General features: G+C 70.0%; 23 protein-coding genes and 2 tRNA genes. 16 read left to right on the plus strand and 9 right to left on the minus strand.

What is annotated here, in order from left to right; genetic code table 11:
* Positions 1–9 precede the first annotated feature (9 nt).
* The 9 genes from AB4Y76_RS17285 to AB4Y76_RS17325 are packed head-to-tail and all read left to right on the plus strand — an operon-like array spanning position 10 to position 7,379.
* The gene (locus AB4Y76_RS17285) at positions 10–204 is read left to right on the plus strand and encodes a ferredoxin (RefSeq protein ID WP_441927509.1); all 195 of its coding nucleotides are present in this window, start codon (positions 10–12) and stop codon (positions 202–204) included.
* Positions 204–845 carry a hypothetical protein gene (locus AB4Y76_RS17290; protein ID WP_441927511.1) on the plus strand — a complete coding sequence of 214 codons (642 nt, stop codon included), beginning with the start codon at positions 204–206 and terminating at the stop codon, positions 843–845. The genes AB4Y76_RS17285 and AB4Y76_RS17290 overlap by 1 nt, the downstream gene beginning before the upstream one ends.
* Positions 842–2,305 carry an aldehyde dehydrogenase gene (locus AB4Y76_RS17295; RefSeq protein ID WP_441927513.1) on the plus strand — a complete coding sequence of 488 codons (1,464 nt, stop codon included), beginning with the start codon at positions 842–844 and terminating at the stop codon, positions 2,303–2,305. The genes AB4Y76_RS17290 and AB4Y76_RS17295 overlap by 4 nt, the downstream gene beginning before the upstream one ends.
* A gap of 26 nt (positions 2,306–2,331) precedes the next feature.
* On the plus strand, positions 2,332–3,096 hold the full coding sequence (locus AB4Y76_RS17300) for an SDR family oxidoreductase (RefSeq protein WP_441927515.1): 765 nt from the start codon (positions 2,332–2,334) through the stop codon (positions 3,094–3,096).
* Entirely contained in the window at positions 3,093–3,950 is an 858-nt protein-coding gene (locus AB4Y76_RS17305; RefSeq protein WP_441927517.1) for an NAD(P)-dependent oxidoreductase, read from the plus strand. The genes AB4Y76_RS17300 and AB4Y76_RS17305 overlap by 4 nt, the downstream gene beginning before the upstream one ends.
* Positions 3,947–4,318, plus strand: coding sequence for a carboxymuconolactone decarboxylase family protein (locus tag AB4Y76_RS17310; protein WP_441927519.1), 372 nt, complete (start codon positions 3,947–3,949; stop codon positions 4,316–4,318). The genes AB4Y76_RS17305 and AB4Y76_RS17310 overlap by 4 nt, the downstream gene beginning before the upstream one ends.
* Before the next feature lies 1 nt (position 4,319).
* The gene (locus tag AB4Y76_RS17315; protein WP_441927521.1) at positions 4,320–4,928 is read left to right on the plus strand and encodes a TetR/AcrR family transcriptional regulator; all 609 of its coding nucleotides are present in this window, start codon (positions 4,320–4,322) and stop codon (positions 4,926–4,928) included.
* A 1-nt stretch (position 4,929) separates the two neighbouring features.
* Positions 4,930–6,168 (plus strand): cytochrome P450, encoded by a 1,239-nt coding sequence (locus AB4Y76_RS17320; protein ID WP_441927523.1) that lies wholly within the window; start codon positions 4,930–4,932, stop codon positions 6,166–6,168.
* A complete protein-coding gene (locus AB4Y76_RS17325) occupies positions 6,165–7,379 on the plus strand; it encodes a hypothetical protein (RefSeq protein WP_441927525.1) in 1,215 nt (404 codons plus the stop codon). The genes AB4Y76_RS17320 and AB4Y76_RS17325 overlap by 4 nt, the downstream gene beginning before the upstream one ends.
* 101 nt (positions 7,380–7,480) lie before the next feature.
* On the opposite strand, the gene AB4Y76_RS17330 is transcribed toward AB4Y76_RS17325, so the two are convergent.
* The 3 genes from AB4Y76_RS17330 to AB4Y76_RS17340 form a co-directional block, all read right to left on the minus strand.
* A complete protein-coding gene (locus tag AB4Y76_RS17330; protein WP_441927527.1) occupies positions 7,481–10,024 on the minus strand; it encodes an ABC transporter permease in 2,544 nt (847 codons plus the stop codon).
* A gap of 3 nt (positions 10,025–10,027) precedes the next feature.
* Positions 10,028–10,834: an ABC transporter ATP-binding protein gene (locus tag AB4Y76_RS17335; RefSeq protein ID WP_441927529.1), complete on the minus strand. Its 807-nt coding sequence runs from the start codon at positions 10,832–10,834 to the stop codon at positions 10,028–10,030.
* 119 nt (positions 10,835–10,953) lie between these two features.
* Positions 10,954–11,027 (minus strand) — tRNA-Asp (locus tag AB4Y76_RS17340).
* 409 nt (positions 11,028–11,436) lie between these two features.
* Between AB4Y76_RS17340 and AB4Y76_RS17345 the strand changes: the two genes are divergently transcribed.
* The 5 genes from AB4Y76_RS17345 to AB4Y76_RS17365 all read left to right on the plus strand — a co-directional run bounded on the left by AB4Y76_RS17345 (position 11,437) and on the right by AB4Y76_RS17365 (position 16,542).
* On the plus strand, positions 11,437–14,370 hold the full coding sequence (locus AB4Y76_RS17345; RefSeq protein ID WP_441927531.1) for a DNRLRE domain-containing protein: 2,934 nt from the start codon (positions 11,437–11,439) through the stop codon (positions 14,368–14,370).
* On the plus strand, positions 14,312–15,007 hold the full coding sequence (locus tag AB4Y76_RS17350) for a hypothetical protein (protein ID WP_441927533.1): 696 nt from the start codon (positions 14,312–14,314) through the stop codon (positions 15,005–15,007). The genes AB4Y76_RS17345 and AB4Y76_RS17350 overlap by 59 nt, the downstream gene beginning before the upstream one ends.
* A 178-nt stretch (positions 15,008–15,185) precedes the next feature.
* Positions 15,186–15,536 (plus strand): hypothetical protein, encoded by a 351-nt coding sequence (locus tag AB4Y76_RS17355; RefSeq protein WP_441927535.1) that lies wholly within the window; start codon positions 15,186–15,188, stop codon positions 15,534–15,536.
* On the plus strand, positions 15,536–15,925 hold the full coding sequence (locus tag AB4Y76_RS17360; RefSeq protein ID WP_441927537.1) for a hypothetical protein: 390 nt from the start codon (positions 15,536–15,538) through the stop codon (positions 15,923–15,925). The genes AB4Y76_RS17355 and AB4Y76_RS17360 overlap by 1 nt, the downstream gene beginning before the upstream one ends.
* 356 nt (positions 15,926–16,281) lie before the next feature.
* Positions 16,282–16,542, plus strand: a complete 261-nt coding sequence (locus AB4Y76_RS17365) for a hypothetical protein (RefSeq protein ID WP_441927539.1) — start codon at positions 16,282–16,284, stop codon at positions 16,540–16,542.
* A 49-nt stretch (positions 16,543–16,591) separates the two neighbouring features.
* Here the strand turns inward: AB4Y76_RS17365 and AB4Y76_RS17370 are convergent.
* Positions 16,592–16,667 (minus strand) — tRNA-Glu (locus AB4Y76_RS17370).
* Positions 16,668–16,769: 102 nt separating this feature from the next.
* Between AB4Y76_RS17370 and AB4Y76_RS17375 the strand changes: the two genes are divergently transcribed.
* Positions 16,770–17,120 carry a metallopeptidase family protein gene (locus AB4Y76_RS17375; protein ID WP_441927541.1) on the plus strand — a complete coding sequence of 117 codons (351 nt, stop codon included), beginning with the start codon at positions 16,770–16,772 and terminating at the stop codon, positions 17,118–17,120.
* A gap of 4 nt (positions 17,121–17,124) precedes the next feature.
* Here AB4Y76_RS17375 and AB4Y76_RS17380 read toward each other — a convergent pair whose 3' ends face one another.
* From AB4Y76_RS17380 to AB4Y76_RS17390, 3 genes are read right to left on the minus strand one after another with little or no spacing between them, the layout of a single operon-like run.
* A complete protein-coding gene (locus tag AB4Y76_RS17380; RefSeq protein ID WP_441927543.1) occupies positions 17,125–17,454 on the minus strand; it encodes a fluoride efflux transporter FluC in 330 nt (109 codons plus the stop codon).
* Positions 17,451–17,867, minus strand: coding sequence for a fluoride efflux transporter FluC (locus AB4Y76_RS17385; RefSeq protein WP_441927545.1), 417 nt, complete (start codon positions 17,865–17,867; stop codon positions 17,451–17,453). Before AB4Y76_RS17385 ends, AB4Y76_RS17380 begins: the two co-directional genes overlap by 4 nt.
* Positions 17,864–18,820, minus strand: a complete 957-nt coding sequence (locus AB4Y76_RS17390; RefSeq protein ID WP_441927547.1) for an ATP-binding protein — start codon at positions 18,818–18,820, stop codon at positions 17,864–17,866. The genes AB4Y76_RS17385 and AB4Y76_RS17390 overlap by 4 nt, the downstream gene beginning before the upstream one ends.
* A 146-nt stretch (positions 18,821–18,966) precedes the next feature.
* Between AB4Y76_RS17390 and AB4Y76_RS17395 the strand changes: the two genes are divergently transcribed.
* Positions 18,967–20,421 (plus strand): NAD(P)/FAD-dependent oxidoreductase, encoded by a 1,455-nt coding sequence (locus AB4Y76_RS17395; protein ID WP_441927549.1) that lies wholly within the window; start codon positions 18,967–18,969, stop codon positions 20,419–20,421.
* Between the two features lie 15 nt (positions 20,422–20,436).
* Here AB4Y76_RS17395 and AB4Y76_RS17400 read toward each other — a convergent pair whose 3' ends face one another.
* Positions 20,437–21,117: a PaaI family thioesterase gene (locus AB4Y76_RS17400; protein WP_441927551.1), complete on the minus strand. Its 681-nt coding sequence runs from the start codon at positions 21,115–21,117 to the stop codon at positions 20,437–20,439.
* A 52-nt stretch (positions 21,118–21,169) separates the two neighbouring features.
* A complete protein-coding gene (locus tag AB4Y76_RS17405; protein ID WP_441927553.1) occupies positions 21,170–22,414 on the minus strand; it encodes a DUF1501 domain-containing protein in 1,245 nt (414 codons plus the stop codon).
* Between the last annotated feature and the right edge of the window lie 3 nt (positions 22,415–22,417).

The following is a 22,417-nucleotide window of genomic DNA, read 5'->3' on the forward strand; positions in this document are numbered from 1 at the left end:
GGCGGCCTCATGAAGGTGGCAGCCGACCTGGACCTGTGCCAGGGACACCAGATGTGCCAGTTCGAGGCGCCCGACGTCTTCGGCCTCGACGAGGCCGAGGACAAGGTCGTCCTGCTCGACGCCACCCCGCCGGAGGAGCTGCGCGAGCAGGTCGTCCGCGCGGTCAAGTACTGCCCCGCTATGGCCCTTTCGATGGAGGACTGATGACTGACCTGACCCGCGCCGAGATCGAGGAGTTCTGGGACTCCTGGCTGGCGGTCAACCGTGAGGCCGAGCGGATCGGCGACTGGCGGATCATGGCCGAGCACTACGCCGTGGACGCGACGTACGGCTGGATGTACAGCCCCGACGAGCAGTTCATGGCCGTCGGCCGCGACCAGATCCGCGACTACGCGATCGGCATCGAGATGGACGGCCTCGACGGCTGGCACTACGACTACCAGGCCACGCTGATCGACGACAAGAACAAGATGGTCGTCGGCTTCTGGAAGCAGAAGTCCGGGATCATCGACGACGCCACCGGCCGGGAGTTCGAGATCCTCGGCATCGGCGGCTCGTGGTTCGGCGTCGAGCGGCAAGATCGAGGCGAGGGCCACCCTGACACGGGGAAGCTCAAGTTCGCCTGGCAGCGCGACTGGTTCGACATGCCGTCGACCGCCGAGACCTTCCTCAACATCATCAAGGCCGGCAAGGCACCGGAGACGCTGCTCAAGCGGATGTCGGTGTCCGGCCTGGGCGTGCCCGGCCACTACACGTACGCCGACATGCCCTCGACGCTGTGGCCGCCGCCGGTCGAGGCCGGCGAGTACCTGACCCAGACGAGCGCGCCGGAGGCGACCGCATGAGCACCCTCAGCACGCCCGCCGCCCAGCAGCTGATCGACGGCAAGCTCGTCGGCGCGAGCGACGGCGCGTCGTACCCGATCCTGAACCCGGCCGACGGTGAGCAGATCGGCGTCGCCCCGGACGGCACCGCCGCCGACGTGGACGCCGCGATCGCCGCGGCCCGCCGCGCCTTCGACGAGACCGACTGGTCGACCAACACCGCGCTGCGGGTGCGCTGCCTGCGCCAGCTGCACCAGGCGCTGCTCGACCACGCCGACGACTTCCGGGCGCTGACCCGCGCCGAGGTCGGCATGCCGGACTTCATGATGGGTGCCGCCGGGTTCGACGTCCCGGTCGACGGCCTGAAGTGGGTCACCGACCTGCTGGAGTCCTACGAGTTCGAGTCCGACCTGGGGGTGGCGTCCCCGATGGGGATCCCGTCCAGGCGCACCGTACGACGCGAGCCCGTCGGCGTGGTCGCCGCGATCACGCCGTGGAACGTGCCGACGCAGATCAACCTGGCGAAGATCGGCCCGGCCCTCGCAGCCGGCTGCACCGTGGTCCTCAAGCCGGCCCCGGACACGCCGTGGGTGGCCGCCGAGCTCGGTCGCCTGGTCGCCGAGCACACCGACTTCCCGGCCGGCGTGGTCAACGTCGTCACCCCGCGCGACAACACCGTCGCGGCGGTGCTCTCCACCGACCCGCGGGTCGACATGGTCTCCTTCACCGGCTCGACGCAGACCGGCCGGGCGATCATGGCCGCGGCCGCGCCGACCCTGAAGAAGGTCTTCCTCGAGCTCGGCGGCAAGTCCGCCGCGATCGCGCTCGACGACGCCGACGTGGCCTCGGTCGCCGGCGCCACCGCGTTCGCGGCCTGCATCCACGCCGGCCAGGGCTGCGCGATCACCACCCGCCTGGTGGTCCCGCGCGAGAAGTACGACGAGGCCGTCCAGGTGGCCGCCGCGACGATGGAGTCGATCGGCGCCAAGGACCCCTCCGACCCGGGCGCCATCTGCGGCCCGGTGATCTCGCAGGTCCAGCGCGACCGGGTCGCGGAGTACCTGCGGATCGCGACCGAGGAAGGCGGCACGTTCGCCACCGGCGGCACCGTCATCGACCAGGCCGGCTACTGGATCCAGCCGACCGTCATCGCCGGCCTGGACAACTCCTCGCGCCTCGCGCAGGAGGAGATCTTCGGCCCGGTCCTCGTGGTGATCCCGCACGACGGCGACGACGACGCGGTCCGGATCGCCAACGACTCGGCGTACGGGCTGTCGGGCTCGGTGGACTCCGCTGACCTCGACCGCGCGAAGGCGGTCGCGGCCCGGATCCGCACCGGCACCCTGGCCGTCAACGGCGGCGTCTGGTTCAGTCCGGACGCTCCCTTCGGCGGCTACAAGCAGTCCGGCATCGGCCGCGAGATGGGCGTCGCCGGCTTCGAGGAGTACCTCGAGACCAAGACCATCGCCGAACCGGCGTGACCTCCACGACTAACGAAGGACAGAGCATGCGTTCCGAGAACCCCCGTTTCGACGGCAAGGTCGCCATCGTCACCGGCGCCGCCCAGGGCATCGGCGAGGCCTACGCCAAGGCGCTCGCCGCCGACGGCGCGGCCGTGGTCGTCGCCGACCTCAACGTCGACTCCGGCGAGCGGGTCGCCAAGGAGATCGACCAGGCGGGCGGCAAGGCGATCTTCGTCCGCACCGACGTCTCCGACGCCGACTCCGCGACGGCGATGGCCGACGCTGCCGTCGAGGCCTTCGGGGGCATCGACCTGCTGGTCAACAACGCCGCCATCTACGGCGACATGGCGTTCGACCTGCTGATCACCGTCGACTGGGACTACTACAAGAAGTTCATGTCGGTGAACCTCGACGGCGCCCTGGTCGTGACCCGCGCCGTCTACGGCCACATGGCGAAGCGTGGCGGTGGCGCGATCGTCAACCAGTCCTCGACCGCGGCCTGGCTCTACTCCGGCTTCTACGGCCTGGCCAAGGCGGGCATCAACAGCCTGACCCAGCAGCTCGCGCACGAGCTCGGCGGCCAGAACATCCGGGTCAACGCGATCGCGCCGGGTCCGACCGACACCGCGGCCACCCGCACCCAGGCCGGCGACGCCGCCAAGGACATCGTGAAGAACAGCCTGGCGATCAAGCGGATGGGTGAGGTCGAGGACATGGTCGGAGCCTGCCTCTTCCTGCTCAGCGACGAGGCCTCCTGGATCACCGCCCAGATCCTCGACGTCGACGGCGGTCAGGTGTTCCGCGCATGAGTGTCCGCGTCGGCTTCGTCGGGCTGGGCAACATCGGCAAGCCGATGGCGCTCCGGCTCGCGAAGTGGGAGGGCGGGCTGACCGTCTTCGACCTCGCCCCGGAGCCGCTCGCCGCGGCCGAGAAGGCGGGCGCCCGCGTCGCGTCCTCGGTCGGCGACCTCGCCGCCGAGTGCGGCTACATCTCGGTCATGGTCAACACCGACGACCAGGTCCGCGACGTGATGGGCGAGATCCTCGGCGCCGCCAGGCCCGGCACCGTCGTCGTGGTGCACTCCACGATCTCCCCGGACCTGCCGCCGCGCCTGGAGGACCTCGGCGGCCGGCACGACCTGCTGGTCGTGGACGCGCCCGTCAGCGGCGGCGCGATGGGGGCCGCCGAGGGGACGCTGGCGATCATGGTCGGCGGCACCGACGAGGCGTTCGCCGCGGCCTCCGGACCGCTCGGCCTGATGGGCAGCGAGGTCGTGCACTGCGGCCCGATCGGGAACGGCACCGCGGCCAAGCTCGCCCGCAACCTGCTGCACTTCGTGGCGTTCACCGCGACCGGCGAGGCGCTCCGTCTCGCGGAGGCGGCCGGCATCGACCTGCAGGCCCTGGGTCGGATCGTCCGGCACACCGACTCGATCACCGGCGGTCCGGGCGCGATCATGCACCGCGACACCACCCGTCCGCTGGCGCCCGAGGACGGCTGGACCTCGATCTTCGGCCACGTCCGCGCCATCGGCGAGAAGGACCTGTCGCACGCGATCGAGCTCGCCGACCGTCTCGGCGTCGACGTACCGATGGCGCACTTCGCCCTGGACCACCTCGGCGCGGCCCTGGGTTTCGCCGACGAGAACGGAGACCGCGCATGACCGGCAAGTTCGACGACCTCCCGGAGGTCCGCCGCAAGGGCCTGGAGAAGATGGAGCAGGTCTACGGCTTCGAGATGAACGACATGGACGGCGACTTCTTCCGCTACACCGCCGACCACCTGTTCGCCGACATCTGGAACCGCCCGGGCCTGAGCGACCGTGACCGGCGGCTGCTGCTGATCGGCATGCTCAGCCAGCACGGCGCCCAGGACGTCCTCTCCATCCAGATCCCGGCGGCGTACAAGGGCGGCGAGCTCGACGAGGCCGCGCTGCGCGAGATCGTGATCATGGTCTGCCACTACGGTGGCTGGCCGGTCGGGGCCCGGCTGAACAGCCTGGTCGAGGAAACCATCGCAAAGGGACGCTGAGATGTCCGACGCCGTCGAGACCGCCACCGCCCAGGCAGCAGGCTCCTTCACGCCCAACCTGCGCCAGGGCCTCAACCCCCGGCAGGCCGAGACCGTCGAGAAGCTCCTCGCCGCCGGCGAGGTGGAGCTCGAGGAGGTCGGCCCGGAGGCGCTGACCATCCGCACGGTCGCGCAGCGGGCGGGGGTCTCGCCGGCGACGGCGTACACCTACCTCGCGTCGAAGAACCACCTCTTCGCCGAGCTGTTCTGGCGCCGGATCGTCACCGACCGCGGCCCCGCGCCGACCGGGGACACCGCCGTCGACCGGCTCCGGGTGGTCACCCGGCACCTGTCCCAGATGCTCGGCCGCTCGCCGAACCTGGCGACCGCGGCCAACATCGCCCTGCTCGGCACCGACCCCGAGGTCGAGCGGCTGCGGCTGGTGATCGGCGCCGAGTTCGTCTCCCGGTTCCGGGAGGCGATCGGCGGGTCGCCCGACCCGCGGGTGCTGGACGCGATCACCCTCGCGTTCGCCGGCGCCCTCCTCCAGGCCGGCATGGGCCTGATGACGTACGACGAACTGAGCCAGCGTCTCGACGACGTCGTGGCCGTGATCATGGAAGGCCACTGACGTGACCGCTGAGAAGACCGAGACCGGCGGCGGCTGCCCGCTGAACTTCGACCACTACGACCACGCGCTGCAGGACGACCCGTACCCGACGTACGCGCGGCTGCGGGCCGAGGCGCCGCTCTACCACAACGAGGAGCACGACTTCTGGGTGATGTCGCGGCACGCCGACCTGCACAAGGCCTGGCGCACCGACGACGTCTACTCCAACCGGATGGGCGTCACGCTCGACAAGAGCGCCTGGAACGAGAACGCGCACATCGTGATGTCGTTCCTCGGGATGGACCCGCCGGACCAGACCCGGCTGCGCAAGCTGGTCTCGCGCGGCTTCACGCCGAAGCGGGTCGCGGAGATGGAGCCGCGGATCGCCGAGATCAGCCTCCAGCACCTGGAGAGCGCGCTCGCGAAGGGCGACGCCGAGGGCGGGTTCGACTGGATCGTCGACTTCGCCGGCAAGTTCCCGATGGACGTCATCTCCGAGCTGCTCGGCGTCCCGCAGGCCGACCGCGACGAGGTACGCCGGCTGGCGGACCTGCTCGTCGTCCGCGAGGACGGCCTCCGGGACGTGCCGAAGGCCGGCATGGTCGCGTCGATGGAGCTCTTCTCCTACTTCGGCAACCTTCTCGCCGAGCGCAAGGCCACCCCGGCCGACGACCTGGTCAGCACCCTCCTGAACGCCGAGGAGGAGGGCCAGCGGATGACCGACGGCGAGCTGACCGCGTTCCTCTTCCTCATGGTGGTGGCCGGCAACGAGACGACCACGAAGCTGCTCGGCAACGCCGTCCGCAACATCAGCAACCACCCCGAGCAGCGTGCCGCCGTCTTCGCCGACCCCGACACCCTGGTGGCGCCGTGGATCGAGGAGACGCTGCGCTACGAGGCATCCAGCCAGCTCCTCGCCCGGCAGACGCTCCAGGACGTCACCATCGACGGCGTGACCTGCCCGGCGGGCGCCCAGCTGCTCCTCAACGTCGGCTCGGCGAACCACGACGAGACGGTCTTCAGCAACGCGGAGGAGTTCGACATCCACCGGGACAAGGCCGAGCTCGCCAAGCACATCGCGTTCGGGGGCGGCCGGCACTTCTGCCTCGGCGCCAACCTCGCCCGGCTGGAGGCGCAGATCGCGCTGCAGCAGCTGGTCGAGCGGGTCTCCTCGATCGAGGTCGCCGGCGAGCCGGTCCGGATGTACTCGGCCAACGTGCGCGGCTACGCGTCGCTCCCGGTGAAGGTCACCCGCCGATGAGCCGCTACGCATCGCTGACCCGCGACCAGCTCGCGACGCTCGTCCCCGAGCTGCTGCTGATCGGCCAGCTGATCGACCGCTCCGGGATGGCCTGGTGCATCGGCGCCTTCGGCCGCGAGGGCATGGCGCAGGTCGCCATCGAGGAGTGGATGGGATCCAGCCCGATCTACACCAGGCGGATGCAGCAGGCGCTGCGCTACGAGGGCGACGACGTCGTCACCATCTTCAAGGGCCTGCAGCTCGACATCGGCGCCCCGCCGCAGTTCATGGACTTCCGCTACACCGTGCACGACCGCTGGCACGGCGAGTTCCACCTCGACCACTGCGGCGCGCTGATGGACGTGGAGCCGATGGGCGAGGAGTACGTGCGCAGCATGTGCCACGACATCGAGGACCCGACCTTCGACGCCACCGCGGTCGCGACCAACCCGCGGGCCCAGATCCGGCCGCTGCACCGGCCACCGCGCGTCCCGGCCGACCGCAACCCGCACTGCGCCTGGACCGTGATCATCGACGAGTCCTACCCGGAGGTCTTCGAGTCCGCGGACTGCACCGCGCTGCGCTCCTCGAAGGCGGCCCTGACCGAGCTGGCCCCGATCGACGGTGCCGACGACGGTCAGGCCGACTACTCCGGGCCCTTGCTCAGCGACTTCGACTTCGCCGCGTTCTCGCACTCGGCCCTGGTCCGGATCGCCGACGAGGTGTGCCTGCAGATGCACCTGCTCAACCTGGCGTTCCTGCGTGCGGTCGACCGTCGTACGGAGGCCGACCAGTACCTGGAGATCGCCACCAAGCAGCTCGTCGGCATCGCCGGCATCGCCGCCGAGAGGATCCGCAACGCCCTCGAGCTGCCCGCCGACGAGGCCGGTGCGCTGCGCGTCCTCGAGCTGCACCCGCTGCTCAACCCGGCGGCGTACGTGGCCGCGACCGTGGACGGCGAGCTCGCCGTCAGCCACGGCCCGGCCCACGAGGACGGCGCCTGGATCGCCCTCTGCGGCCCCGACCGGCTCGCCCCGCTGCAGGCGGTCGTCCGCGCGGTGGACCCGTACCTGGACGTCGAGGTCACCGGCAGTACCGAGGACTGGACCGCCCGCGTCGTACGCCGCGACGTACCGGCCCCCGAAGCCGGCGAGGTAGCCGTCACCCGCTTCAGCGGCGGCTCGACCTTCACCTTCCAGCCGCGGAAGTCGATCCCCCTGACGGTGGTCTGAGGGCTGGCGGAATCCCAAGGGAAGGTGCGAAACCTGCAGAACAGCCCAATGTTTCGGGCTGTTCTGCCGGATTCACCTCTTCCCTTGGGATTCCGCGCGCCTCACTCCGTCGAGATCGCCGCCAGCACGTTCAACCGCGACGCCCGGATCGCCGGGATCACGGCCGCGATGACGCCCACGACGACGGCGATCACCGCGAAGAGGGCGAGCTGGACCACCGGTAGGCCGAGCGAGGTCAGGTCGTCGGAGAGCACGCGCTGCAGCAGGATGCCGTAGACCAGGCCGAGCACCAGGCCGAGCGCGGCGCCGAGGACCGCGATCGTCACCGACTCCAGCGTGATGGTCCGGCGCAGCTGGGCGCGGGTCATCCCGATCGAGCGGAGCAGGCCGATCTCGCGGGTCCGCTCGAGCACCGAGAGCCCGAGCGTGTTCACGATGCCGATGACCGCGATCACGATCGCCAGCGCCAGCAGCCCGTAGATCATGTAGAGCAGCTGGTTGACCTGGCTGTGGATGGACTCCGCGAACCCGTCCTTGTCGTTGACCTCGACCAGCGGCACCGTCTTGGTGATCTTGTCCAGGTCCTTCTGCACGGCCGCCTTGTTCGCGCCGCCGGCGACGTTGATGAGAAGGGCGTTGTCCTGGCGCTGCAGCCCGGCCTTCGCGACCACGTCGAGCGGCACGTTGATCGGGAACGCCATCTGGTTCTTCTTGCTGATCCCGCCGATCTCGACAGTCACCTTCTTGCCGGCCGGGAACGACAGGGCGAGCTTGTCGCCGACCTTCCAGACGTGGTCGGAGGCGATCTCCTGCTGCACGACCGCCTTGGTCCCGAGGTCGAGCGAGCCGTCGGCGACCTCCATCTTGGCGATCTCGGGGAAGTCGGCGTCGGCGGCCGCGATCGTCTCGACCTTGTCGTCGATGCGGGCGTCGAGCATCTGCTGGCGGCTGACCGTCGCGACGCCGTCGACCTTCGCCATCTGGTCGCCGACCGAGGTGGAGAACGGGGCGAAGACGACCGACTGGGCGAGGAAGTCCGGCGAGAACTGCTCGTCCACCAGGTCCTGGACGGACTTGTTCAGCGAGGCCGCCATCACCGCGATCGTCGACACCAGCGCGAGGCCGATCATGAGCGCGGACGCCGTCGCCCCGGTACGACGCGGGTCGCGCAGCGCGTTCTCCCCGGCGAGCCGCCCGGGCGCTCCGAACAGCCGGCCGAAGACCGACCGGCACAGCGTCAGCACGGGCCGGCCGAAGACCGAGCTCAGCGCGGCGACGGTCAGCAGCGAAAGCACCGCGCCGACGCCGATCCAGGCCGCGGCGGGAAGGCCGCCGACGTCGGCGAGCCCGGCGATGGCGGCGACGGCGGAGAGGCCGACCACCACGAGGCCGATCACGAAGCGGCGCCGCAACGAGCCCCGGGTCGGGACGTCGTCGGCGCGCATCGCGGCGACCGGGGAGACCTTGCCGGCCCGGCGGGCGGGCATCACCGCGGCCACCAGCGTCACCAGTACGCCGACGGCGTAGCTGGTCACGACGGTGGGCGTGGTCAACGTCAGGAAGGCACTGGAGATGTCGAGGCCGATCGTGCTGAACATCGCGGCGAGACCGCGGGCCAGCGCCCAGCCGAGTGCGATGCCGACGGTGGAGGCGAGGACCGCCATCACGAACGCCTCGGCGAGGACCGAGCCGGTCACCTGACGTCGGCTGGCGCCGAGGGCGCGCAGCAGGGCCGACTCCCGGGAGCGCTGCGCGACCAGGATCGAGAAGGTGTTCACGATGATGAACGCGCCCACGATGACCGCGATCAGGGCGAAGACGAGCAGGAACGTCTTGATCACGTCGAGGAACTGCGCGATCGAATCCTGCGACTCCTTCACGACGACGTCACCCTTGACGGCCTCGAAGCCGGCGGGAAGCACGTTCTGGGCGGCCTTGACGAGCTCGCTCTGGGAGACCCCGTCGGCGGCGGTGAGTCCGATCGTGGTGAACACGTCGCGCCCGCCGAGGAAGACCTCCTGGGCGCCGGGCGTGTCGAAGATGATGAGGGTCGCGCCGGCCGTACCGCCGTTGTTGAACTCCGCGGTCCCGACCAGGGTCGCGGTGCGGCTCAGCTGGCCGGCCGGGGTGATCAGCGTGACCGTGTCGCCGATCTCGTAGCCGGCCTTCTTCGCCGAGCGCTCGTCCAGCACGATCTCGTCGGCGCCCGTTCCCCAGCGGCCGTCGAGCAGCTTGAGGATCCTGCCGCCGTCCATGTTCGGGGCCTCGGTCCGGTTGAACGCGAGCGTCGGTGCGCCGGTCCCGCCGAGGAGCTCGCCGTCGGAGTCGACGACGTACATGCCGTAGCCGTCGACGTTGCCCTCGGCGGTCGCGACCTCGGGAAGTGCATCCAGCTTCTGGACGACCTCGGGGGCGAGCGTCGCCGACGACACTCCGCTCTCCCCGGCGCTGAACGAGTCGGCTCCCTCGACGCGGACGAGCCCGTCGGGGGTCGTGCCCTGGATGATCCCGTCGAAGGTCTTGCTCAGGCCGTTGGAGAAGACCAGGACCCCGGAGAGGAACGCGACCCCGAGGACGATGGCGAGCGCGCTCATCGCCAGGCGCATCTTGCGGGCGCCGAGGTTGCGCAGGACCAGCTTCAGCACGGCTCAGGCCCCCGTACCGGTGGCGCCGGTAGCACGCGTGGCGCGGGCCGCGGCCGCCGCCTGCAGCGCGGTGATGTGCTCGAGGATCTGCTCGCGGGACGGGCGGAGGAGCTCGTCGACGACCTTGCCGTCGGCGAGGAAGACCACCCGGTCGCAGTGCGAGGCAGCGAGCGCGTCGTGCGTGACCATCACGATGGTCTGGCCGAACTCGTCGACCGAGCGGCGCAGGAACGCGAGCACCTCGGCGCCGGAGACCGAGTCGAGGTTGCCGGTCGGCTCGTCGGCGAAGACGATCGACGGCTTGCTGACCAGGGCCCGCGCGCAGGCCACCCGCTGCTGCTGCCCGCCAGACATCTCGCTGGGCCGGTGGTCCAGCCGGTCGCGAAGCCCGACGGCGTCGACCACGGTGTCGAACCACGCGTGGTCCGGGGATCGGCCGGCCAGCGAGAGCGGCAGCAGGATGTTCTCCTTCGCCGTCAGCGTCGGGATCAGGTTGAAGGCCTGGAAGACGAACCCCACCCGCGTACGCCGGATCGTGGTGAGCTCCTTGTCACCGAGGCTGCCGAGGTCGGTGCCGTCGACGACGACCTGGCCCGACGTCGGGGTGTCCAGGGCGGCCAGGCAGTGCATCAGGGTCGACTTGCCGGAGCCGGACGGCCCCATGATCGCGGTGAACTCGCCGGCGTGCAGGTCGACGGTGACACTGTCGAGCGCGCGCACCTCGGACTCGCCGGACCCGTAGGTCTTGGTGAGGCCGACCGCGCTCGCGGCGGCCGTACCGGGCAGGGTGGCGGCAGGGGTGGAGGTCATGGGATCCACCATGCCCCCCGCCGGGGCCACCCGCCATCGGGAATGTCCCTGACCTAGACCCCCAGGTCGCACCCGGGAACGCAAGAAGCCCGGACCTGGTGGTCCGGGCTTCTTCTCTGCGACCCCGACGGGACTCGAACCCGCGGCCTCCGCCGTGACAGGGCGGCGCGCTAACCAACTGCGCTACGGGGCCTGGTTTTGCCTCGACTGTGTCTCCACTTGCGAAGCCACGGAATGCTAACCCATGGACGGCTCAGATCCGAAATCGGGACCCGTGGCACTGTTCGGTCGCACCCCAGGGCGAGGCCGCTCGGGACCGTACCGCCCGGCGAAATGAGGCACGGCGCGGAAAACTGTCTTGCTTTCTCCGTAATCTCGCGCCCGCTCGCGGCGTGTAACTCCTGAGGGCCGGCGGCTGGATCCGTCAGGGATCGGCGGCGGCTCGCTGATGAGAGGGAGTGTTTGCGTTGAGATCGTGTTTGAGAGGACGTGCCAGCAATGGCCGTCTGTCGCGCGCGGGCGTCGGGGTGCTGATGGGGTCGGTGGTGCTGGCGACTGCCGTGCTGGCGCCAGCGGCGCCGGCTTCGTCCGAGGATCGGTCCGTGTCGGCCCAGCCCGGCGGGGAAGCCGCAGCCGAGGTGCTGGAGGAGAGGACCACGGAGTCCTCGATCACCTTCCAGAATCCCGACGGGTCGCTGACCACGGAGCTGGACTCGGGCCCGGTCCGGTTCCAGGACGACGGTGAGTGGGTCGACATCGACACCACCTTGGTCAAGCGTGGCGGTGCCTGGGTGCCGAAGGCGGCTCCGCTGGACATCTCCTTCCCCGACGGCACCGACGCCGCGGGAGAGGCGTTCGTCGATCTCAAGCGTGACGGCGGGGACGCGGTCGCGCTGGGCTGGCCCACGAAGCTGCCCGAACCGACCGTGGACGGCGCGACCCTGACCTACAAGGGCGCTGTGCCGGGTGGCGACCTGGTCGTGACCGCACTGGCGGGCGGGTTCACCCACTCGGTCGTCCTCAACGAGCGCCCCGAAGCCGGGGAGCGGGTGCAGATCCCGATCCCGGTCGACCTGCACGGCACCAAGGTGACCGAGGCCGCTGACGGGACCCTCAAACTGGCCAGCGGCAGCGATGAGCCGCTGCGGGCGCCGGCACCGGTGATGTGGGACTCCTCCAGCGCCGCGGGCGACGGTGAGAACGCCGAGGAGGTGCTGCCCGAGCGGGTCGAGCCGGTCGCCACCAGCGTGACGCAGACCGGTCCCGGGGACGCCGATGCCACCGTGACCCTGACCCCGGACCAGGACTTCCTCTCCGACCCGAAGACCGTGTACCCGGTCACCATCGACCCGACCTTCACCGAGCCGTCCCCGTCCGGGGACACCTTCGTGCAGAACGCCGGGTCCTACACCTCCGGTTCGACCGTGCAGGGCTGGGACACCTTGCGGGTCGGCACCCAGGACGCAGGGGCGCACTACGCCCGCAGCTTCGTGCGGTTCTCCCAGCTGGACCTGACCGGGATCAAGCTGACCTCCGCGCAACTCCAGGCCCGGGTCGTGCGGTCGTTGTCGTGCACCAACGGCACCGCCGTCGCGGAACGCATCACCGGGTCCTGGGACTTCCCGTCCCTGACCTGGACCAGCCAGCCGGCCGTGGACAGCAGCAGCCTTCCCCAGTACTGGCTCCCGCACGGCGGCCCCACCGGAACCTCGTGCGCCGCCCACGGCTGGGCCACCTGGAACGTCCTGCCCGCGGTCACCAAGTGGCAGCAGGGCGAACCCCAGCGCGGCTTCCGGCTCCGCGCCGCAACCGAGACCGCCAACGGCTCCTACCGCGAACTCCGCTCGGTCAACGCCACGCCGGCTGACACGACGTACCACTCGAAGCTGGTCGTCACCTACAACACGTACCCCGAGACGCCGACGAACCTTGCGATCACACCGAGTTCTTCGGGCGTGGCACGTTCGACAGTCCCCACGATCTCAGCGTTCGTCAAGGACGTCGACGCTGGCACCGCCAACGTCAGGGCGAAGTTCAGGATCTACACCGGGGGCCAGCTGATCTGGTCGGGCGAAGGATCGTCCGTCAGCACGCCCCTGGCGGGCGGCACCTCGAGCGTTCAGGTGCCCGAGGGCGTCCTGGAAGAGGGGAGGACGTACACGGTCACGGCCCACGCGTATGACGGGACCAGCCTGAGTGGAACGGACGGAAAGATCGGCGGGTACGCGTCGACCGTGGTCACGGTCGAGGGCCCGATTGCATTCGGAGGCCGGGTCGCGAACGCGACATCGCTTGCCGGTGCCAAGATCAACGTCAAGATCCTGCCGAACGCGGCGACCGCGGACACCGTCGCGGTTGGCGAGGTGCTGCCGACCTTCGAACTGCCTGACACCGCTGTTCGGCGCGAGGGCAACACCTACTTTGTGGGGGTCCTCCCCGAATCGATCCCTCCCGCGTACGTCGACCCGAACGGGATCGTCACCTTCAGTGTCGATGTCGAACTGGGCACGTCTTTCGGCCACCAGGCGGTTGGTGTTCGCCGAGTCACCGACGTGGTCCCGGGATCATCAACTGTTTGGGCCAACGTGTTCGCAGAGGAGTTCGAACCCGATCACGCGTCGGTTGGAGATGACACGTCGGCCGCCGAAGCCGAGGCTCCAGCCGACCCGGACGCAGATGATGCAGACGCACTTGAAGCGGACGAACCTTCCACGGCTGCACCGGTCACGACCAGGGCTGCTATCGGGTCCTCCCCGAGGATCTCCCATCCGTCGGTCGAAGGAATGGGGATCGAAACCGAAGTTGTCCCGGACGTCGCCGATGTTGAACTACATGATGTTCAGGAAGTTCGACCAGGCGGGGAAAGCCTGAATACCTTCGCGGCCGCTGCCCCCGTGCGATGCAATGAGACGCTCAGCACTCCGCGGGGGAGTGCGACGATCGGAACGACCTACCCGGTAGGTGGGACCAAAGCCTGGATCACCTGGTCGACCAGCGACCAGACCAAAGCCGGGTTCAAAGCGAACTGGGGTGACCGGCGGGGGTGGTTCGAGGAAGGTCGGCGACCCGTCCGTCACACGGACAACGTCTCGTTCAGGAATGTTCCCGGCGGGACACATCCGCGCTCATACCGGACCTATATCACCTACCGTGAGTATTGGACCTGCGTTGGCGCCCGGGGGTATCGGGCCCTGATGCCGCAGAAAGCCGCCGGATCGGACCACAGGATCCTGACCGGAAATACGCCCAAGTGGAGCAACTGCGTCCCCTATTCGCACGGGTCGCGATTTAGCCGGCGCCTCGAGAAGGGCGAGCCGGGCGACAGAGTAGGCGGCTCCTACAAGTTCGCCGTTGGCGTGCGAATCCCCCAGTTGGCGGGAGCCACGATCACCGCATCGGTGGAACGGAAGTACACCCAGTCGATGAACATGATCTACGACATCGCCGTATCCGGGAAGCAGCACGAACTGTGCGGGAATGACGACGTTCCCGGAGCGGCGGGGAAGGTCAGGGAACGCCTTGCTGGCCAGCCCTAAGCACACGACCCCGACGATCATCGCCGCCACTCTGCTGGCAATGATCGTCGGCGGGTGCGGCGCCGACACATCACGCACCACCCACGCGGATGGGCAGGGGGACCTCAGGACGCACAGTGGCGAGGTCTTCGTCGGCATGCAGCCACCGCGTGGACATAAGACGTGGAGCGGCACCTTTGGGGCGATCCTGCTGTGCAGTCAGGACGGCAAGAAGGTCTCCATCGACGCGATCCGTTCTTCGGGCTCAGTTTCGCCCGCGTCGATCTCGTACTCCATCCGCAACGTTCCGAGCAACGACGGTCAGCTCACGCCTGTCGGATCAGCGTTCGGTTCGGCACCGGACTTCGCAGAGCCCTACGCAGATTCCCCTCCTAGGGGCGGCGACTTCCTTCCGAAGGTAGCTGGTGCCGAAGTGATTCAGCGCTGCGGCAGGAAGCTGAACATGAAGCATGGCTTCACCGAACTGGTGATCTCCATGACATCAGGCCCCGGAGGAGCCGTCACCGACCGTCAGTTCCTGGACTACACCGTGGACGGGAAGCGGTACACGCTCGAACTGAGGGAAACGCTGGTGATGTGTGGCACCCGATCGGAGGTGCGCGAGCTCATGGGCCCATGCAAATCCATCTCCCGGTAGCGGCATTGGGCGAGCGAGCGGGACGGGGCGCGGGCTTGGCCAGCCGGTGGCCGATAGCCGCCCTCGAAGCCTTGGTGCGTGGCGGAGCGCTGCTGGCCCTTCACGCGGCCAGGACTTTGGCCGTCGTGGGCGACGTCGTCGAGCTAGGAAGTTGCTGGGCGCTGACCGAGGAGGTCTTGTGATCGCTGTGCTTGGTGTCGGCGTTGCCGTGTTTGGTGCCGGCATCGCCTACAGACTCGGAGGACGACGTGACGAGCGTGTGAGCGTGCGGATCGTGTGTGCGATCTTGATGTTCCTGGGCGGCACCTTCGCCATCCCGCTGTTCGGCCCCGAGGACGCCAACTCGTCGTTCCTGAAGATGGCGGCCGCATTGTGGCTCCCGCAGTTGCTGCTCGGAGCCTGGTGGGCGGGGCCAGCCTTGAAGGAGGACGAGCGCCTGCCCGCCGGCACGGACTGCGGAGAGACGGTGCCTCAAACCCTGACCCGTCGTCGATTCGATTTCGACACCATCGTCGACAACTGCAGCTGATGCACATCTTGTGGACGACGTGCGCCGTCGCCGGCTCGCTGATCGGCGTCCTTCTCGCCATCGGGCACCTGGTCGGCCTCGGATTGCTGTGGATCCGCCACAGCGATCCGAGGCCTGACCTGGTGCCGTGGGGCTACGCCGGTGTCGGGCTCGCGGTTTCGCTCGGATGCTTCTCTGTGGTGCGGGGACTCGGCACGGGCGAGTGGGGGGAGCCGGTCGACATGCTCGGACTGATCATCGTTCTCCTTGTCGCCTCGGCGGGCTTCGGAGCCGTTGTCGAGTGGGCCACGGTCCGGTGTCAACGGCAGGTCCCGTGGGTCCTTCCCCTGGGCCTCTCCGCGTTCACCGGGCTCGCACTTGGGTTGTCAGCGAGCACGCTGGGGATCTGACTCTGGAGCGGGCGGACGCCCTGAACAGCCGGACCGTTAGCGGTGGCGAAGCTGGTCACGTGCGATCTGGGCTGGGCGCTCGTCCCGGTCAGGTTTGCGCACAGCATGCACGCGAACGTCTACCCGTCTGGAAACGATCACTACTACTACTAGGAATATCGAATGTCGCGAACCTTGAAGACCGTCCTGTTCGTCCTCGGAGGCGCGGTTCTCCTCGTCGGACTCCTGATCGCAGGCGCAGCCGTTGGGACGAAGAGCGGATCCAGTGGGCCCGAGTCGATGGGAGCGCTTGGTGAAGTGATTGCCTGCTCCAGCCAGGGAGACACCGACGAGGCCGGGCTTCAAAAGGTGATCTGGTGACGCCGGTGTTGGGCGCCGGCCTGGCCGTTCTTGGTGCCGGAATCGCCTACAGACTCGGAGGAAGGACTCACGAGCGACTGAGCGTGCGCATCGTCGGTGCCCTGCTGATGTTCGTCGGGGGCTACCTGGCTGTTCCGCTCTTCGGCTCCGAAGACTCGGCGTCGTCCTTCATGAAGATGGCCGCAGCACTGTGGGTCCCGCAGTTCCTGCTCGGGGTGTGGCACGTCAGTCCGCGTACCGCCGCCGAGGAGAAATGACCAAGGGCCTCTGATCTGCCTAGCCGGCAGGTCGGAGGCCCTTGGTCCCTGGCACCCCCAACGGGATTCGAACCCGTGCTACCGCCGTGAAAGGGCGACGTCCTAGGCCACTAGACGATGGGGGCATCGGGGCTCGGTCTCCCGCGCCACGACCGACCCAGCATAGGGCCGTGCGGAGGGGCGGCCAAATCTGATCGCGGCGTCCGGGCGCCTCCTAGGCTGGCGTCGTGGAACTCTCCGAGGCGGCCTTCGAGGAGCTCGTCGCCGACGCCCTGGACAGGATCCCGGAGCCGCTGGCGGCCCTGATGGACAACGTCGTGGTGCTCATCGAGGAGGAACCGCCGACCGACGAGCCCGACGACCTGCTCGGCCTGTACGTCGGGACGCCGCTGACCGAGCGGGACAGCGCGTACACGTTCCTGCCGCCGGACCAGGTGTTCGTCTACCGGGGTCCGCTGCTGCGGATGTGCGAGGACGCTGAGGAGCTCGCCGACGAGGTCGAGATCACCGTCGTCCACGAGATCGCCCACCACTTCGGGATCGACGACGAGCAGCTGCACGCGTGGGGCTGGGGATAGGCCCTCAACCACCGGCGAGCGCGTACCCCGCCCAGGCCGCCAGCAGGCAGCCGAGCACGGTGCCGACGGCGTACAGGAGGCCGGCGCGCCCGCCGCGGTTGGCCGACTGCACCGCCAGCGCCGAGTAGGTGGTGAAGGCGCCGCAGAAGCCGGTGCCGAACAGGGCCAGCGGGTGGCCGTCCACGCCGTGACCGACCAGCCAGCCCAGCAGCGCGGAACCGGTCAGGTTCACCAGCAGCGTCCCCCAGTGCGTACGCCGGTCCAGGAAGTGCCCGGCCAGAAGGCGCAACGGTGCGCCGAAGGCTGCGCCGAGGGCGACCAGGAGCGCGCTCACTCGTCCACCTCGTCGGCCTCGGCAGCGGAACGGGCCTGCGGGTCGACGTACCGGGAGACGAGTGCGGCTGCCGCGAGCGCGGCCAGCAGCGTGCCGCCGGCATAGGCGAGCGCGGTCGTGGTGCGGTCGTGGTCGAGCAGCACCACGGTCTGCGCCGAGGCGGTCGACATCGTGGTGAAGCCGCCGAGCACCCCGGTGCCGAGGAAGACCCCGAGCCACGGCGTACGCCGCACCGCCGGGACCGCCGGTAGTGCCGCCAGCAGCGCGGACCCGACCACGTTGATCGCGAACACGGCCCACGGGAACCCGAGGGTGACGCCGACCGCGTCGGTGATGCCGAAGCGCACCAGCGAGCCGAGGATGCCGCCGACGCACGCGGCCAGGAGCGCGACCCGCAGGGGGGCTGCGGTCACGAGACCTCCTGACGGCGCGACCACCGGGTCGGGCCGGTCCACGGGGTCGGCTCCTCGCCGGCGCCCTGGCGGGCGAACTCGCCGAGGTACCAGCGCTGCAGGGCGACCAGGTCGGCGTTCGGGCGGACCGCGAGCAGGGTGTCGTCCGGGAAGGTCGTGTAGAGCTCCTCCAGGAGCTCGCCGATCCGGGCCATCGTCGCCGGGGCCGTCCGCGGGGCGACGTAGTGCAGGTCGATGGCCTCCACGCCGGCGGCGGCGGCGCGGGCGAGCGCGTCCAGGCCGAGGACCTGGCGGCGCTCGTGCTCGACCTGGAGGAACACCTCGGTGAACTCGGTGGCCATCGGGTAGCGGTCGGGGTCGCTCAACGCCAGCAGCCGCAGCTCGCGGCCGAGCTCCCCGAAGTGCAGCCGCAGCTGGAGGAAGAGCTCGACCGGGAAGCCGATGAGCTCGATGCGGACCATGTCGTCCGGCTCGGCCTCGGGGAGGTCGCGCTCGGCCAGCGCCTGGTCGAGGTCGAAGAGCGCCGCGGCGACGGCCTCCCGGGGCTCGGCGGCAGGCTCGAACCAGACGACCTTGCCCTCGCCCTGCGGGTCGATGTCGGCGCCCCACGCGACGGCGTGGCTGGCGACCAGGTCCAGGCCGCGCCCGCCGGTGGTCCAGGTGAGCTCGTCGTCCCGGTCAACCTCGGGCCGGTTCGTCCGCGGCTGCGGCGGGACCAGCGACTGGTCGGTGACCTCGATCCGGGGGTGCTCCCGGGTGCCGCGGACATTGATGGTCATCGGCGGGTCGGCGTGCAGGATCGCGTTGGTGACCAGCTCGGAGACGGCCAGCCGGGCGCTGTCGGCCAGCTCGGGGCGGCCGATCTCGACGAGCACGCGGGCCACCCACTCGCGTGCTTGGCGCACCGAGGGAGGGGTCGCGGGGAGCGCGAGGCTCTGCTTGCTCCAGGACACTCGGGCCGACTCCTGGTGAAGGTGTGACGAAATCGGGGTGCTGTTGATGATGAAACCACACCCGGGGCTCTGTGTCCGCGAGGGTGTGACCTACCAGACGCCCGCTCAATTGTTGGGGGTCCGCCCAATTCGGGAACAATGGAGCCATGGCTTCGAACAGCAAGGACCAGGCGGCCCGTCCGCGTCACCGCGTCGTCGTGGTGGGGTCCGGCTTCGGCGGCCTGTTCGGCACCAAGGAGCTGCGCCGTACCGACGTCGACGTCACGATGATCGCGAAGACGACGCACCACCTCTTCCAGCCGCTGCTCTACCAGGTCGCGACCGGCATCCTCTCCGAGGGCGAGATCGCCCCGCCGACCCGTGAGGTGCTCGCGCGGCAGGACAACGCGACCGTGCTGCTGGGCGAGGTCACCGGCATCGACCTGACCGCCCGCACCGTGACCTCGCACGTGCTGGGACGCCAGCTGGTGACGCCGTACGACTCGCTGATCGTCGCCGCCGGCGCGGGCCAGTCGTATTTCGGCAACGACCACTTCTCGGAGTTCGCGCCGGGCATGAAGAGCATCGACGACGCGCTCGAGCTGCGCGGCCGGATCTTCGGTGCCTTCGAGCTGGCCGAGGTGATGGCCGCGCGCGGGCAGGACGTCGACCACCTGCTCACGTTCGTGGTCGTCGGCGCCGGCCCGACCGGTGTCGAGATGGCCGGCCAGATCGCCGAGCTGGCCCACAAGACCCTCAAGCGCGACTTCCGCGCGATCAACACCCGCCAGGCGCGGGTGATCCTCCTGGACGCCGCTCCGCAGGTGCTGCCGCCGTTCGGCGCCAAGCTCGGCCGCTGGACCGAGGAGAAGCTCGAGAAGATCGGCGTCGAGGTGCAGCTCGGCGCGATGGTCGTCGCGGTCGACGAGCGCGGCCTCGAGGTCCAGGACAAGGACGGCAGCCGGCGCCGGATCGAGGCCGTGACCAAGGTCTGGGCGGCCGGCGTCCAGGCCAGCCCGCTCGGCCGGACGCTGTCGGAGCAGACCGGCGCCGCGCTCGACCGCGCCGGCCGGATCTCGGTCAACCCCGACCTCACGCTGCCGGGCCACCCGGAGGTCTTCGTCGTCGGCGACATGATCTCGCTCGACAACCTCCCCGGCGTCGCGCAGGTCGCCATCCAGGGCGCCCGGTACGCCGCCCGCGAGATCGACGGCCGGATCCGCGGCAAGGCCCCGCAGCCGGCGTTCCGCTACTTCGACAAGGGCAGCATGGCCACGATCTCGCGGTTCTCCGCGGTCGCGACCGTCGGCAAGCTGCGCCTGACCGGCTTCATCGCCTGGCTGATGTGGCTGGCGGTGCACCTCTTCTACATCACCGGGTTCAAGAACCAGGTGACCGCGCTGATCCGCTGGGCCGTCACCTTCATCGGCAACGACCGCTCGGAGCGGACCGTGACCGAGCAGCAGATCTTCGCCCGCGAGGCCCTGAAGCGGCTCGACGGTGGCACCAGTCAGCTGGTGAGCGCGCCGTCCGTGGTGCGCAGCCGCGAGGAGCTGGAGGCGCAGGCGCTGGAGGAGTCCCGGCTGACGGACGCAGGCGTGCGCGGGAAGGCGTCGGCCTGAGGCTGAGGCGCGCCCCTACTCGTACTGCGGCGGGGTCTCGCCGCTCTCGGCGAGCTGCTCGCGCGCCCATCGGGGCAGGATGAAAAGGCCCTCGGCCTCGACGGTGACGTCGCCCTCGGCGTCCTTCAGCCAGCCCTTGACCGTGGTCTTGATGCCTGCGGTGGAGTCGACCCAGGCGTGTGCGGAGCAGGCGCCGAGCGCGGTCGGCTTGCGGTAGCGCAGGGTCAGGGTGCCCGTCATGCCGGGCGTCCCGCCCGCGGCCGCGGCCTCGCCGAAGACCTGGTCGAGCACGAGCGCGGCGACGCCGCCGTGCACCTTGCCCGGCGGGCCCTCGTAGAGCGCGTTGAGGAAGAACTCGCTGCTCGCGCTGCCCCGCTCCCGGTCCTGGACGATCTTCAGCGGCGGCGCGATCGGGTTGCGCAGGCCGACGACCGCGTTGCCGTAGCCGCGGACGTGTCCGCTGGTGGTGACGACGACGCCGAAGTTGGCCGGGATCATCGCCGCCTCGAGGCGGGCGGTGATCTCCTCGACCTGCCGGGTCGTCTCCACGATCAGGTCGTGGTCGACCGTGGTGCGCAGGCTGGCCTCGTTGAGCCGTCGCAGCGCCGAGGTGAGGCCGCCGTACACCGCCTGCTCGGCCGCGAACTCCTCGTCGGACATGTCGACGGTGCGGTACTCGAACGGTGCTCGGCTCATGCGGTGCAGCCTAGAACGAGTTCTCGTTTCTGCCCCGTGAACGTGCACGAGATCACGCGAACGCCCCGACCGCCTCCGGCGTGAAGCCCGGGAACACCGTGGCCGTCGAGGCGCCGAGCCGCTTCGAGACCAGCTCCGCGAGCACGCTGCGGTAGTCGGTCGTCACCGCCAGGTCGGCGTCGAGGCTGTTCGTCAGGCCCGGCCAGGTGCCGTAGTAGCCGCCCTTCACGCCGCCGCCGATCAGGAACATCACGTTGCCGTGCCCGTGGTCGAGGCCGGCGCTCGCGTTCTCCCGCACCCGGCGGCCGAACTCCGACAGCGTCACCACGGTGACCCGGTCCGCCCACGGGCCGAGGTCGGTGAAGAACGCCGCCACGGCCGAGGCCAGCGAGCCCGCGGCTCGGAGCATCGCGCCCGAGGTGATCGTGCCGAGGCCGGTGTGCATGTCCCAGCCGCCGTCGTGGTCGACCGCGATCACCTCGGCGCCCACCTCACCCTTGATCGTCCGGGCGGCCGAGCGCAGCGCCGCCCCCAGGTCGTCGTCGGGGTACGCCGCCCCGCCGGCCGGGGTCGCGGACACCCGCCGGGCCGGGGCGATGTCGGTGACGGTGGAGAACGCGGCCCGCGCGCCGCGGCCGAGCGGCCCGCCCGCACCGCCCCAGAGCGTCCCGAGGGAGGCCCGGCGGCGGCCGTGGTCCCACTGGTCGACGCCGGCGAGCACGACCTGGTCGACGGTGCCGGCGGTCACCGTCCCCTGCGGTCCGTAGAGCGCCGTGATCGGGGAGGTCATCCCGTAGCCCACCGCCTGCAGCGGGTTGGTGTACCCGTCGCGCCCGATCAGCCGGTTGATCCAGCCGACCCGCTGCGTCGACCCGGGGTCGGCGTCCTCCAGCGCCTCCATCGCCGCGAAGTGCGACCGGTTCGCGACCGGCATCCCGGTCGCGTGCACGGCCGCCACCTTGCCGGCGTTCCAGAGCGGCAGCAGCGGCGCGAGCGCCGGGTGCAGGCCGAAGAACGAGTCCCGGGCGAGCAGCGACGCGGCCGGGACCGCGATCCGCGGCCGCGCGCTGTAGTACGCCGGGTCGCCGTGCGGGACGACCAGCGACATGCCGTCCGCGGCGCCGCGCAGGGAGATCAGCACGACGACCTTGTCGGCGCGCCGGGTGGCGGCGTACGAGGTCTGCAGGAACGTGGTGCCGAACATGGCGGTCCCGGCGCCGGCGCCGAGGACGCCGAGCGCCCCGCGAAGCAACCCGCGCCGGGAGAGGCCGTCGTACTCGTCGCAGCAGTCGGTCATCGG

Origin of the sequence: Marmoricola sp. RAF53 (genome assembly GCF_052114005.1) — a bacterium.
GTDB lineage: Bacteria > Actinomycetota > Actinomycetes > Propionibacteriales > Nocardioidaceae > Marmoricola.